This window comes from Maribellus comscasis (assembly GCF_009762775.1).
In the GTDB taxonomy this organism is placed as follows: domain Bacteria; phylum Bacteroidota; class Bacteroidia; order Bacteroidales; family Prolixibacteraceae; genus Draconibacterium; species Draconibacterium comscasis.
Window position 1 is genome coordinate 4,106,472 of sequence record NZ_CP046401.1, and the last position, 14,741, is coordinate 4,121,212.

The window sequence follows — 14,741 nt, forward strand, 5'->3', positions numbered from 1 at the left end:
TTGGGGGAATTCCATCAAGACGTAAAAAAATCTTTATTCTATAAATAATGCTGTTTAATTATTAATTTAAAACTATTTCTATGAAAAAAATTGCGCTTTTTTTATCGATTCTTCTTTTCATGGGAATTTCGATGGCCAATGCTCAGACAAAGGTTTTAACCGGTACGGTTACTTCCTCTGAGGATGGTACACCGATTCCCGGAGTCTCGGTAGCAGTTAAAGGAACAACACTAGGAACTATCACTAACATTGATGGTGAATATTCTTTGCAGGTTCCGGAAGATGCTCAGACTTTGGTTGCGAGCTTTGTTGGTATGAAAAAGCAGGAAATTCCTATTGGCTCCTCAACAACAATTGATATTGTTATGGAGCCTGATGTTTTTGGTATCGACGAAGTTGTCGTTACTGCAATGGGGATTTCTCAGGAAAGAAAAGGTTTAGGTTATAATGTTCAGGAAGTTAATTCTGAAAAAATAGCCACAAAACCAAATGCTGACATTGTAAACTCTCTTTCCGGACAAACATCAGGGGTTCAGATTACAAGTTCAGCAGGTGATGCCGGTGCTTCTACATATATCACTATCAGGGGGGCGGCTTCAATCACAGGAAACAACCAGCCGTTGTTTGTTGTTAACGGAATGCCAATTATCTCCAGCGGTGGTTCCGGTGGAGTTGGGGGTGTAACTACTTCCAGTCGGTCTATCGATATCAATCCTGATGATATTGAGTCGATTACCGTATTGAAAGGTGGTGCTGCAACTGCACTTTATGGTTTAAGAGCTGCGAACGGTGCTTTAATTATTACTACGAAAAGTGGGAAAAGTGTTCAGCAGAAAAAAATTGAATTCCATACTTCTGTAAGTTTCGATGAAATTTCTCAGGTTCCTGAACGCCAAACAATGTGGGCACAAGGAAATAACGGGAACTGGATTGGCGGAAATGCAGCCTCATTTGGTCCGAAGATTTCTGAATTGGAGTACGACGGAGATACCGATTATAAATGGGATCCAAATGGAAGATTGGTGCCCAAAGGAACCGGAAACGGAGTACCTGCCCAGGCATACGATCAGTACAAGTTTTTTCAGACAGGTATTTCTACCAATAATCGTTTGAATATTAGCAATGGTAACGATATGGGAAGTTATTACTTTTCTATTTCTCACCTGGATCAGGAAGGGATTATTCCAAATAACGTTTACAAGAGGTTAACCATGCGTTTAAATGCAACTACAAAATTGCATGAAAAAGTCACTATTGGAACTGATTTCGCGTATACGAATTCTGTTTCAACGCAAATCCAAAAGGGGTCTAACGTATCAGGTATTATGCTGGGGTTGGTAAGAACAGCAACCACGTTTGATAACAGCGCCGGCTACGAATTTGCTGACGGAACACAACGAAACTACAGAAACGGTGGTGGTTACGATAACCCATACTGGGTTGCCAACAACATTGCATATGACGAAAATGTGAATCGTTTTACCGGAAGCGGAAATCTGAATGTTCGATTTACTGATTATCTCAGTTTATCGTATACGGCAGGTGTTGACTGGTTTAACAGAAGATACCAGGATAAATTTGCAAATAACTCAAGAGGATATCCGAGCGGGTATGTAGAAGAGTATATGAATTACAATGGAATTTTTAACTCAGATTTGTTGCTAAATTTCCAGACAGATATCAGTGAGTCGCTCAATATTAAAGCTACTCTTGGCCACAACATGTATGAAACTTTCTTCAAAAGAATAACAGGTTCAGCTGAAGGTTTGGAAATTGAAAGATTTTATCAGTTATCAAATTCTGCGAATGCTGTTGTAAGCACAGCAACAAGTAACTACAGAACGGCTGCAATTTTTGGCGATATTCACCTTGCCTGGAATGACATGTTATATTTAGGTGTAACCGGACGTAACGACTGGTCTACAACGATGCCCGAAGCAAATTTGTCGGCATTTTATCCATCAGTTAGCTTAGGTTTTGTATTTACTGAATTGAGTGCTTTTGAAGGCAGTTTCTTAACCTTTGGTAAATTGCGTGCGTCAGCAGCCCGTACTGCTAATATTGCAGGAGCTTATAACACAACCAATTATTTTTACAGTGCAGGAACAGGAGACGGTTGGACAAACGGAGCAGGTTTCCCCTATCAGGGGCAAACTGGTTTTCAGGTTGGTTCTGGTTTAGGTAACCCTGATTTGAAACACGAAACGATGGATTCATGGGAAGTGGGTTTGGAAGCACGTATGTTTAACGGACGAGTTGGATTTGATGTTTCTTATTTCGAGAATTTAAATAAAGATTTGTTAATGTCGGTTCCTATTGCACGTTCAACAGGTTTCTCCTCGGTGTATAAAAATGCCGCATCAATGGAATCAAAAGGTATTGAGGTGAGCTTCGATGCAGCTATTGTTCAGTCAAACAGTTTTCAATGGGACATTTTGGCCAACTTTACCAAAATGACAAATACGGTTACTGAGCTTGCTGAAGGTGTTGATAATATCTTTCTGGGAGGTTTTACAGTTCCACAAGTTCGTGCAGTTGTTGGAGAAGAATATGGAAGTATTTTTGGAAACGACTGGTATCGGGATGCTGATGGAAATATCCTGGTGAATGATGACCCTACGGATAACCTTCGTGACGGTTACCCATTCCCCGATACCCGTTCAATGGTTCCGATTGGAAATACAAACCCGGACTGGACCGCAAACATTACCAATACATTTACATACAAAGATCTTTCCTTAAGCTTCCTTGTTGATATTAAAAAGGGTGGTATGATGTACAACGGTACCGCTTTTGCAATGAATTATTTTGGTACGCACAAACGTACTGAGAACCGGGAAGTATATTATACTCCGGAAGGAACAATCGACTTCGATTTAACGCCTTCTGAAAACATTGTTGTTTTTGATGGTGTTTACGGACATGTTGACGCTGACGGAAATCCGGTGAGTTCGGGAAAAACCAACGTAACGCCGGTTGTTTTGGATGAAGACTGGTTTGAAGGAAACGGTAGTAACTTTGGTGGTGGACCTTCTGTAGCAGCTATGGAACCTGCAGGATGGGTAAGACTTAGAGATATAACATTAAGTTATAATTTACCGGTAAAAAATACATTCCTAAGCGATGCGATGATTTACGTTAGCGGTAAAAACTTGTTGTTATTTACTCCGTATACAGGTGTTGATCCGGAAACAAACTTACTGGGGTCTTCGAATGCCCGTGGTATGGATTACTTTAACAACCCGGGTACTAAAACTTACATGGTTGGTTTAAAAGTAACCTTTTAATTATCACCTCAAAAAATAAGTAATCATGAAAAAATACAATAATATTTTAAAGACAGTAGGATTGGCGTTGATACTTATGTTGTCAATCTCGTCTTGTGAAAAATGGATAGACACCGATCTGAATATTGATCCGGATGCGCCTGCTGAGGTTCCAATGAAATTGATGTTGCCTGCAATTGAACAATCGTACGGTTACATAATGGCAGGATTTGATATGGTTGGAACGACAAACCTTTGGATGCAACAAATTGATGGTGTCGTTCGTCAGGGACATACGATTGCCAGATACCAGCTATTACCGGCTGATGTTAACAATACATGGAATTCGATTTATACTGAGATTTTCATGAACGGCAAGATTATGGTTGACGTAGCGGAAAATACAGAAGGAAGCTACTCGCCACATAATGCCGGGGTTGCAAAAGTAATTATTGGAGCAACGTTAGGAACCTCAACTGATTTTTGGGGTGATATGCCTTTTAGTGAAGGCTTTAGAGGTGACCAAAATGTATTGACACCTGCATTTGATACGCAAGAAGAAATATACGATACATTAAACGTTATTTTAGATGAAGCAATTGCCGATTTGGGTGCTTCCGAAAATGCTGTGGATGTTGAAGGTGACGTTATATACGACGGGGATGTGGACCTTTGGAAAAAGGCCGCTTATTCAATTAAAGCCCGTCATGCTTTACAGCTTTCAGCCATAAACGGAACTGCTGCTTACAGTGCGGCTCTGGCTGCTGCTGCTAATGGCTTTTCTTCAAACGATGACAATCTGGAAGTGCCATGGGAATCGGCTAACCATAATCCAATGTACCAGTTTATGGAACAACGTGGTGATGTTCGAATGGCTTCAACTTTTGTTGATATGTTGTTGGCTCAGGAAGACCCACGTTTGCCTTATTACGCAGAAGAAGACGGGGATGGAAACTACAGAGGAAGTATCATCGGCTCTCAGGATGAATCTGCTTCATTGCTCGGCACTTACATTGCAGGAGCTGAAGTTCCGACGGTTATGATGTCTTTTGCTGAATTGAAATTTATTGAAGCGGAAGCATATTTTCAACTGGGACAGACTTCAGACGCAGCTGCTGCTTTTGAAGCAGGTGTAAAAGCTTCTGTTGAAAGAGTAACAGGAAGTTGGGATCAGGATTGGTATGATACGCAATTAGGTGGAGAGACTTTGACTCTGGAGCTTATTATGAAAGAAAAATATATTGCGACATTTGGTACCAATCAGGCTTATGCCGATTACAGAAGAACAGGATTGCCGGCTGTGGAAATACATCCGGATGCTGTATTGTCAGCTATACCGACTCGTTTCCCGTATTCTCAAAACGAGATGGACTATAATGGGGACAATGTTCCTTCTGTAACCATCAGTGATAAACTGTGGTGGGATAACTAAAATGCCAGGTTTTAAATATTAATTGAAAGAATCATGAAAAATATTTTTAAAGTTTTATTGACCATAATAATATCAGGGGCATTTTTTATTTCCTGTGAGGAAGAAGAAACCAATTTTGATGCCCTGACTACCGAACCGGATGCTGGTGCGCCTTTTTATGTGCAGTTCATCGATGCCGCTCAAACACTCGAATCAGGTGTGACAGATGAAGGAGAACTGATCGATATTGAAACAACGGTAGCTGTTTCATTGATGGGGATGCCTCAGTCTCAGGATATTGATGTTAATTTCACAGTAGATCCGTCTACTACAATAGATGCGAGTATGTACAATATGTCGGCCAGCAGCATTACTATTTCAGCAGGCTCGACTTCAGGATCTGTTACCTTTTCAACCATTACTGAAAATATGCCTGCCGGTGAGGAGTTGAAATTGGTTCTTAACCTCGATGCCGGCGAATATAATTCTCCAAGCGAAAATGGTACAAAATTGACCTATGATCTGACACGATTGGCATTCTGCCCGCTAGAAAATGGTGCAGCTGATTTAGTAGGGACATGGTCAGGAAGTGACGGACAGGGAGATTATGTTTCAGGTGCAAGTGTTACAGCTTCTTTAAACGGCACAGATCTTGAATTTTCGGCCGGCCTTGGATTTGGTTTTATTGCTGACTTCTGGGCAGAGACTGTTACTTCCGGGGGGAATTTTACTATGACAATTAATGGAAACGGTACAATTGAAATTCCCCGTCAGTATCTTTTCACTACTGATTATGAAGGTTCTCCCTATGATTACGAAATCGCAGGTACCGGTAAATGGGAAAATTGTGACGGAAAGCCAAGAATCATACTTGAATATGATATTTATTATCCAGGTGATGAAAGTGGTTTGGCCCAAACATACAATTCGTATTTAGGAGGTATTCCATATTTAACTGCTGATCTTACAATGCAGTAATATTTGACAAACGATTTTAATTGATAATAGACAGCCAGTGAGGGTATTATAGTATCCTCACTGGTCTCTCTAAAATCAAATTTTTTCGTATTTTTCACTAAATGTTGACTTTTAAATTATTTGAATAGTAACAAACCACAATGTTATGAAGGGAGTTTTTCTATTTTTTACAGTTTGTGTATTCAGCTTTGCTTGTTTGGCGCAGGATTTGAAAACAGTTGAGGTTCCGAGAGGAGCCCAAAGACAATCAAAACAGGTAGTTGACGGGATTACAACTCATAATTATACAAAAAAAAGTAATGTTCCCGTGAATGGTAATCCATATTTTGAACAAGATTTTTTGCCAGGAATTCTTGAATTAAACGACGGGTCAAAGTCGGATGAAATGCCTATACGATACAACATTGCGTCTGATGCGTTTGAAGTAATACAAAGTTCTGATACGTTATCATTAAACCAGCCATATAAGTTGAAACAAATAATTTATGATGACAGGGTTTTTATTTTTGACCCGGAATTGAGAGCGAAAGCAGAAAGAAAGTATAATGGCTTTTTTGAATTAAAAGTCAAAGGAGAATTATCGCTATATATAAAAAGAAACAAAGACTTATTGCTTGACAGTTTCACTTCAAATTACCAGGGAGGAAGTGGTACGAAAGAATATTACTATGTTGACAAAGTGAGTTATGTCGGAAAATTTAACGATGGTTCAGGCTTTTTAATAAAATCGAAAAAAGAATTTTTAGATCGTGTTGATGGTCAGGAAAAGTCTGATATCAAATCGTTTATTAAGAAGAACAAAATAAAATTTAAAAGCGAAGAAGATATTGTAAAGTTGGTTGAATATGTAAATAGTATTTAACAGCCGACTTCTCTCCTTGAGTTAGAAAATGGCATTGAAGATAATTAAAAGAAGTTCTATTGATAGAAAGAAACGGTGAAATTAAATTATAAAAGCCAGGGGGTGTTTTTACACTATATCATTATAGTTTCCCTTCATAGATAAATTAATTCACGGCCTCCTGGCTTCTTTTTTCAACTGTTTTTTTGGAATCTATCTGAATCAGGTTTTCCGTTTCTTTTTCTTAGCCGCCGGAAATAAAACATTGTTAAGAATCAATCTATATCCGGGGGAGTTTGGATGTAAGTTCAAATCCGTTGGTGGATCTCCAATCAAATGACGATAATCCTCAGGATCATGTCCTCCGTAAAATGTCCAAAAACCTTTTCCTGTTTCGCCATGTATATATCGTGCTTCATTTGCAGGCTTGTTTTCACCCATAATTAAAACATTGGGTTTAATAACTTCCTTTCTGTAGGAAGTGGTTTGCCCCATAAAACCTTTAATCATATTTTTATGATTTTGACACAACATGGTAGGAATAGGATCCCACTTGGCAGAGAATTCAAAAAGTGTAAAATAGTCGTTTTCGCGAATCACTTTCCGGGTTTCTGTTGCATCAATATCCGAAAATTCATAGACATAGGGATTCATCTGCAAATGAAAATTTTCGAAAGCAAATGTATTTGAGAAATTGAGTTTTTCATTCGCCTGCTTATCTGCGGGATCACCGTCAAACATCGGTTCACAAATATCAATTCCAACAGACGCCAGCGAAATATCATAAGTATCGGTAGCAGCGCACATGGCAAACAGAAAACCGCCATTCATAACATATTTCTGTATTTCGCGGGTGATGTAGGATTTCATCTCTGAGACTTTCAGAAATCCTAACTTCTGCGCCAGCTGATTGTTGATACTGACTTCCTGTTGATACCATGGCATATGTTGGTATGTCCTCCAGAATTTTCCGTATTGCCCTGTAAAATCCTCGTGATGCAAGTGCAGCCAATCATATTCAGAAAGTTTGCCGCTGACAATTTCTTCATCATAAATAATATCGTAGTTGATTTCAGCATAGGTGAGAACGAGCGTAACAGCATCGTCCCAGGGTTGCTTGTTGGGAGGAGAATAAACGGCAATTTTAGGTGCTTTATTCATGCTTACAGCGTCCTGGTTGGCATCGGGTTGTGCAATCTCGTTTAAAATTCCGTCAGCCTGCGTGTCGGTAATTGATTCGTAACTGACACCTCGAACGATACATTCGTTTTCTATTTCGGGATAGTGTTGTACCAAAAAACTTCCCCCGCGATAGTTAAGAAGCCATTTTACCTCGATGTCTTTTTTAAGAGCCCAGTAAGCAATTCCATATGATTTCAAGTGGTCTTTCTGAGCATCATCCATTGGGATTAAAATTTGGATACACTTTGCCTGGAACGTAACAAATAAGCTAAAAAATATAAGCAATAATCTTTGTTTCATTTTCTGTTTTCTTCCAAAATAAATACAAATGTAGTAAGAATAAGTTCACTGCATCAGAAAGGGGTGTCGTTGGTAGAAGGATTCTGTTTGTCGAAACTGTTATTGGATGAAATTCCGACTCCCAAATCATCGTCATCTTCATTCATTTTTGAACTATAAGTTTTTGCGTCTCCCAAGCCGTCGCCAAAATTTGTTTCCATATCCGAGAATTTGGCCAGTTCTTTTTTGAATGACAAGTGAACATCGCCGGTGGCACCATTTCTGTGTTTTGCAATAATAATTTCAGCAACACCCAGCAGCGAATTCCCTGATTCGTCTTCTGTAATCCCAAAGTACTCCGGGCGATGGATAAAAGTAACAATATCGGCATCCTGTTCAATCGCACCGGATTCACGGAGGTCGGACAACTGAGGCCGTTTGCCTTCTCTCGACTCCACTGAACGATTTAATTGCGACAATGCCATAATCGGTACGTCAAGTTCTTTTGCAATAGCTTTTAATGAGCGGGAAATTGTACTTACTTCCTGTTCGCGACTACCACGACTATCGGTTCCCGCAGTCATCAGCTGGAGGTAGTCGACAATCACGGCCTGAATATCGTATTGCATTTTCAGACGTCGGCATTTGGCCCGAAATTCGAAAATAGACAATGCCGGTGTGTCGTCAATAAATATTGGAGCCTTGTCAAGATTTGCTATTTTACGGTTCAGGTGTTCCCATTCCCAATCTTCCAACTGCCCGGTTTTTAGTTTATTTGCACTAATCTCAGTTTCTGAAGAAATCAGACGGGTAACAAGCTGAAGTGATGACATCTCCAGTGAAAAAATAGCCACCGGTCGGTTGTGATCTACTGCCATGTTACGTGTCATGGAAAGAACAAAGGCGGTTTTTCCCATTGCCGGACGTGCGGCGATAATAATAAGATCGGTTTTTTGCCAGCCGTTGGTAATCCGGTCAAGACCAGTAAAGCCTGAAGGGACTCCGCTTAATCCGTCTTTCTGGTTTCGCGCCTTTTCAATTTGCAAAATGGCATCGTTCAAAACAGGCTTTATCGGAACGGTTTCTTTTTTTATGTTTCCCTCTGCCACCTGAAAAAGCGATGATTCAGAAAAATCAATTAAATCGTCAACATCAATGGTGTCGTCATACGATTTTGCCTGAATTTCAGAGGAGACGCGAATGAGTTCTCTTTGGATGTATTTTTGGGCGATAATTCTGGCGTGAAACTCAATATGCGCGGCTGAGGCAACCCTGCGTGTTAATTGCGTAATGTAGCCGGGGCCTCCAACTTCATCCAGTTGCCCCCGGTCTTTTAATTCCTGTGTAACCATCAGCAAATCGACAGGTTTTTCCTTGCCCGAGAGTTTTTTTATGGCTTCAAATATTTTTTGGTGTTCTTCCTTGTAAAAGCTGGAGGTGTCAATAATATCGGCAACTGTAACATATGCATCTCTTTCGAGCATTAATGCTCCTAAAACTGCCTCTTCCACTTCAACTGCCTGAGGAGGTAGTTTTCCATACTGCGCATTTATCTGTTCAATTGAAAATTGTGCTTGTGTCTTTTTTCTTTCAGCCATAAAATTTTAATAAAAATAGTCAATCGTTTTGCATTGGAAGCTCAAAAGTAGAAAATCAAATAAAGCGAAACAAAATAAAATCGGTACTCTTTTTCAACCTTTAAAAACTCTTTTTAACTATCTGAATTCACAATTGTTAATTGAATTAATTTTCCTGTTTTCTCTCGATTGTAAATGAAATTAGTTCCATAAATAAAGTTCTGTAGCATCGATTTGTTGCGGGATAACACCGGATTTCTTTTATCGGGGAGTAATTTATTCTGTAGCATCCGGGGGTATTTGTCTGCTTAGTCGAAATTTTCTTTTTACAGGAGGAGTTTGCTGCGTTCTTCCCGGGTATTTAACGTATTTTCAATTCTCCGTCGTTTTTTGCTTTTGCAATACTCATCTTTAAATCCCTGGTAGCATGGCTTGGGGTTTTGGTTTGCTAGTCATTCCTGTGCGCAATATAATTTTCCCATTTATCAATTACCGTACTCATGTCTTCGGGGAGTTCCGAATTAAACTGCATAAATTTGCCCGTTGATGGATGTGTGAACCCGAGAGTCTTTGCATGTAAGGCCTGCCTTGGAAGAATTTTAAAACAGTTTTGTACAAACTGCCGGTATTTGCTAAAAGTTGTTCCCCTTAAGATTTGGTCGCCACCATAATTTGCATCATTAAACAGCGGATGGTTTATATATTTCATATGAACCCGGATTTGATGTGTGCGTCCGGTTTCAAGTTTACATTCTACCAGAGTTACATAGCCGATTCGTTTTAAAACTTTATAATGAGTGACAGCATGTTTGCCGTAATCACTTTCAGGGAATACAGTAAAAACCTGTCTGTTTTTCAGGCTCCGTCCGATATTTCCGGTTATTGTAGCTTCATCTTCTTTTACACTACCCCAAACCAGGGCCTGGTATCTTCGCTCCGATGTTTTTTCGTAAAACTGAAGTGCCAGTTTATTTTTTGCCGTTTCAGTTTTTGCTATCACCATTAATCCCGAAGTGTCTTTATCAATACGATGGACCAGGCCAGGCCGTGGATCTTCACTGTTAAACAAAGGGAGATCGCGGAAATAATAAGCCAGTGCATTTACCAAAGTGCCGGAGTAATTTCCATGTCCGGGATGGACGACAAAATCCGGCGGTTTGTTGATTACCAGTAACTGGTCGTCTTCATACACGATATCCAGTGAAATATCTTCTGGAATAATTTTTAATTCACGTCGCGGGTAATCCATGACGATAAGGATTTCATCGTTTGGCTTTACCTTGTAGTTGGGTTTAACAGGCACCTGGTTAACTAAAATATTCCCTGCATCAGCGGCTGCCTGTATTCTGCTGCGCGAAGCATTGTCGATACGATTGGATAGAAATTTATCGATACGAAGAGAGGACTGGCCCGGATCAACTGTCAGGCGATAATGTTCAAACATTCCACCTTCTTCCAGCTCTTCATTGTACTCCCTTAAATGATCTTCCATAGTTGTTATAATTCAGGCCCCGATGTTTCTTCAATTTTTAATTCATCTATCGTTATCCAAATGTCAACCGAAGATCCGAGATTTACGTTGCCCACAATTTTGGGGTTTGGGTTTTGCTTCCATACCCTGGCATTTGTCGAATCATCTTTCGAAATAATTGTTTCGTCGTAAATTAATACTCCCATGTTTAACATCGCGTGGGTCAATGTATTTTCGGCTTCTTCAATAGAAAGCCCGATTAGGTTGGGGAGGGGAGTCGCCGTGTTTCCCTGGGTGCGCCCGATAATCAAATCTATATTTGTTCCTTTTGATATTTTCTTCCCGGGCTTTACATTTACTGAATCGATCTGCACACTCAGCACTAAATCGTTATATTCCGACGGTTGATAAGAAATCTCTCCGACTTTAAAGCCACTGTTTTCAATCAAAACCTGGGCCTGCCTGTAAGAAATATCTGTAAGTTTCGGAAGGATTACCTGTTCTGGTTGCGTCGAATTAATCGTTAAAAAAATAGTCCTGCTTTCTTTTACTCTAAAACCTGCTTCTGGCACCTGATCAATAATCTCGCCCGGCGCAACATCATCTGTATAAACCGAATCAACTATTTCCACTTTCAGGTTCTGGTTTGCTGCAATCTGAACAGCTTCATCCTGATTCATTCCCTCAAAATTCGGGACAGGGTATGACTCCCCGTGTTTTGTGTATATTTTTAGCCCGTACATCGTGAAAAAAATAAGCGAAAAGACGATTATGGCAGCAATAATTATCTGTATCAGAAATGTGCGGCTTAAAAGAAATTTTTTCAAACTCATATTTTTAAATATCGGTCAATTAGAAAACAAAAATAATCCAAAATTAGTATGCTGAAAGTGTTTGAAATGAATTTCTTAAATTTTAAAAGATTCGGGGTGAGTTTTGATTGGAAAAATGAAGTACCTATAAACACGAAAAGGTAAAGAATTCGTATTCCTTACCTTCCCGCTAAAACTAATTGAGGTATAAATTATCTTTTATGCCTTGGTTCGTCTGAAACGGTCAATTTTTTTCTTCCTTTTGCACGACGGGATTTTAAAACTTTTCTTCCGTTTGCAGTGGACATTCTTTCCCTAAAACCGTGCTTATTTTTTCTTTTTCTATTCGATGGTTGAAATGTTCTTTTCATTTCTATTTATTTTTTCGCGTTTACCCATTAAAATTTTCGGACTGCAAAAATAGCTGTTTTTTTATTTCTTCCAAAAACAAAAAGCTTTTTATTGGAATAATTTGTCAATCAGCCCAATTATTTTGAAATAATCATCTTAACTGCTACAAAAAGTAATAAAATTCCAAAAATCTTCCGGAGTACTTTATCCGGGATATTCACTGAGAATTTGGATCCCAAATAGGCTCCTACCACAAAGGTAAGCGAAAGAATCAATGCAAATTTCCAGTTTACATAACCTGCTTTCCAGTAGTTCCAGGCCGCAAGTATCCCAATTGGCGGAATCATAAATGCAAGGCTTGTGCCCTGCGCCTGGTGTTGGGTAAGTCCCATAATAAAAACCAATGCCGGAATCACAATAATTGCACCGCCAACACCAAAAACTCCGGCAAGCATGCCGGATAGCAGACCGATGATGATCAATAGTATTAATTGGTACAAACTCATTCTTATATTTTTTTATCCTTCGTTTTTTACGGAAAACCGAAAGCCAATACCATGAAGATTTGTAATTTTTATGCTGGGATCCGGTTTGAAATATTTACGTAGCCGCGATATAAAAACGTCGAGGCTGCGTCCGAGAAAATAATCATTCGAGCCCCACACATTTTCCAAAATGTCATTTCTGCCTAAAACTTTGTTGGCGTTTTCGGCAAAATATTTTACCAGTTCGGCTTCTTTAAGTGTGAGGCTGCGCACATCTCCGTTAATGGTAAGCGATAATTCATCTGGTTGAAAGATAAAATTTCCAATCTTTATTTTTTTTATTTGGGATTCTTCCCCGATTGGAACGGTTTGGCTGCGTTTTAAAAAGATTTTTATTTTTAGCAGCAGTTCTTCCATACTAAATGGTTTGGGAATATAGTCATCGCCTCCAATAGTGAGCCCTGCTATTTTATCTTCAGTCATCGACCGCGCCGTGAGAAAAATGATGGGTACATGCTCGTTTTGTTCCCTGATTTTTTTGGCTACCTGAAATCCATCAACTTTTGGGAGCATTACGTCTAAAATTATTAAATCGAAATTATTCTCGTTAAAAAGTTGAATAGCCTTCTCACCATCTTCAGCAACTAAAACATTGTAGTTATTTTGTTCAAGGTTGTCTTTTACAATAAAACGTAAAGCATCGTCGTCTTCAACAAGTAATATTGTATAAACAGGTTTGTTCATTTTGTATTTTGTATTGTGAGTGTAAATATACTTCCTCCTTTTGGATTTTCCTCTACCCTTATTTTCCAACCCTGTGCGTTAACGATTTTATAAACATAGTCAAGCCCCAAACCAAATCCTTTTACATTATGAACATTTCCGGTTGGAACTCTGTAGAATTTTTTAAATATTTTTTTTCGGTGTTCTTTTGGAATCCCAATACCGTTATCAATTATTTCGAGTTCATATTTACCTTTAATTTTTTTCAGTTCAATGTCGATCTCCGGTTTCTGTTCACAATACTTTACAGCATTTTCAAGTATGTTGACAACTAAATTCGAAAAATGAAATTTGTCAGCATAAACAACTGCATTAAAGCCATTTAATTTTGTATTAATATTTGCTTTTTGTCCAAAATCAGACTGTTTGAAGTGTTCGATGGTTTCGCTTAAAAACGATGAAAGATGAATATCTTCTTTATCCAGGTGAATCCGGTTTTTTTCAATCGATGCCAGATTGAGCACATTCTCTACATTTTTGGATAAGCGGTTGTTTTGTTCCTGGATAATTTTGGTGTATTCGAACAAACGCTGAGGTGTTTCCAGAATTTTTTTATCGTTGATCACTTTTGCCGACAAACCAATCGATGAAATAGGCGTTTTTAGTTCGTGTGTGAGATTATTAATAAAGTTTTTTTGAATTTCGGAAAGTTGGCGTTGTTTAATAATTACCCACAGCGTATATCCGAAAAAGAAAACAACCAACATAAGTAATGCGGAAAAAAAGTACCAAACAGATAACCGCGAATTAAAATAGGATGTACGATTAGGGAAATGAACACTAAAGTAATCGGTGCATCGTTTACTCAGCGGAAAGGTAAAATAGGTTTGTTTTTCATCCAGATCGGAGGTGATCAGTGTTCCTTCGCCCATTTGTTCCGTTTCGGGATTAAAAACGGCAAATTCAAAATTGGTGTATATTTCATGTTTTTTTAGTTCTTCAATAAGCTGTTGTTTTAATAGCTCCCTGTCGAAAACCTGAATATATACTCTGTACATGTTGTCAGCAACAATCTCGACCGGAATAATGCTATCGAAATTCGCTGTGTTCCCTGTTTCCTGGAGCAATTGCCAGGCAACCTCTTTTAAGGCTACGACGGTACTCTCAGTAAATTGTTTTTCACTGTATTTATATGAATTTCTTAAAAGAAAAAATTGGATAGACAGGACACCAGTTATAGAAACTAAAGCTAAAAAAATAATATATTTTAAGGTTTTGCCTTTCATCGATTAAGTTGATTGACCTCTAAACTAAACAAATTTTTGTTTGAAACTGTTTGTTAACAGTTCATTAACAAAATATTGG

12 protein-coding genes are annotated in these 14,741 nt (G+C 38.8%); 4 read left to right on the forward strand and 8 right to left on the reverse strand.

Annotated features, from left to right (window positions below):
• Positions 1–80: 80 nt before the first annotated feature.
• The 4 genes from GM418_RS16215 (at position 81) to GM418_RS16230 (ending at position 6,517) form a co-directional block, all read left to right on the forward strand.
• The gene (locus GM418_RS16215; RefSeq protein WP_158868163.1) at positions 81–3,287 is read left to right on the forward strand and encodes a SusC/RagA family TonB-linked outer membrane protein; all 3,207 of its coding nucleotides are present in this window, start codon (positions 81–83) and stop codon (positions 3,285–3,287) included.
• 25 nt (positions 3,288–3,312) lie between these two features.
• Positions 3,313–4,698, forward strand: a complete 1,386-nt coding sequence (locus tag GM418_RS16220; RefSeq protein ID WP_158868165.1) for a SusD/RagB family nutrient-binding outer membrane lipoprotein — start codon at positions 3,313–3,315, stop codon at positions 4,696–4,698.
• Positions 4,699–4,731: 33 nt separating this feature from the next.
• Entirely contained in the window at positions 4,732–5,655 is a 924-nt protein-coding gene (locus tag GM418_RS16225; protein ID WP_158868167.1) for a DUF1735 domain-containing protein, read from the forward strand.
• 145 nt (positions 5,656–5,800) lie between these two features.
• Positions 5,801–6,517 (forward strand): hypothetical protein, encoded by a 717-nt coding sequence (locus GM418_RS16230; RefSeq protein ID WP_158868169.1) that lies wholly within the window; start codon positions 5,801–5,803, stop codon positions 6,515–6,517.
• 201 nt (positions 6,518–6,718) lie between these two features.
• Here GM418_RS16230 and GM418_RS16235 read toward each other — a convergent pair whose 3' ends face one another.
• The 8 genes from GM418_RS16235 to GM418_RS16270 form a co-directional block, all read right to left on the reverse strand.
• Positions 6,719–7,900 carry a hypothetical protein gene (locus GM418_RS16235; protein ID WP_217447493.1) on the reverse strand — a complete coding sequence of 394 codons (1,182 nt, stop codon included), beginning with the start codon at positions 7,898–7,900 and terminating at the stop codon, positions 6,719–6,721.
• A 131-nt stretch (positions 7,901–8,031) separates the two neighbouring features.
• Positions 8,032–9,555 (reverse strand): replicative DNA helicase, encoded by a 1,524-nt coding sequence (dnaB, locus tag GM418_RS16240; RefSeq protein WP_158868173.1) that lies wholly within the window; start codon positions 9,553–9,555, stop codon positions 8,032–8,034.
• A 427-nt stretch (positions 9,556–9,982) separates the two neighbouring features.
• A complete protein-coding gene (locus GM418_RS16245) occupies positions 9,983–11,026 on the reverse strand; it encodes an RluA family pseudouridine synthase (RefSeq protein ID WP_158868175.1) in 1,044 nt (347 codons plus the stop codon).
• A gap of 5 nt (positions 11,027–11,031) precedes the next feature.
• The gene (locus tag GM418_RS16250) at positions 11,032–11,832 is read right to left on the reverse strand and encodes a PASTA domain-containing protein (protein WP_217447494.1); all 801 of its coding nucleotides are present in this window, start codon (positions 11,830–11,832) and stop codon (positions 11,032–11,034) included.
• 197 nt (positions 11,833–12,029) lie between these two features.
• Positions 12,030–12,188, reverse strand: coding sequence for a 50S ribosomal protein L34 (gene rpmH / locus GM418_RS16255; protein ID WP_158868179.1), 159 nt, complete (start codon positions 12,186–12,188; stop codon positions 12,030–12,032).
• 117 nt (positions 12,189–12,305) lie between these two features.
• Positions 12,306–12,674, reverse strand: coding sequence for a sulfite exporter TauE/SafE family protein (locus GM418_RS16260; protein ID WP_158868181.1), 369 nt, complete (start codon positions 12,672–12,674; stop codon positions 12,306–12,308).
• Between the two features lie 12 nt (positions 12,675–12,686).
• Positions 12,687–13,397, reverse strand: coding sequence for a response regulator transcription factor (locus GM418_RS16265; RefSeq protein ID WP_158868183.1), 711 nt, complete (start codon positions 13,395–13,397; stop codon positions 12,687–12,689).
• Positions 13,394–14,662, reverse strand: a complete 1,269-nt coding sequence (locus tag GM418_RS16270) for a sensor histidine kinase (RefSeq protein ID WP_158868185.1) — start codon at positions 14,660–14,662, stop codon at positions 13,394–13,396. Before GM418_RS16270 ends, GM418_RS16265 begins: the two co-directional genes overlap by 4 nt.
• Positions 14,663–14,741 lie beyond the last annotated feature (79 nt).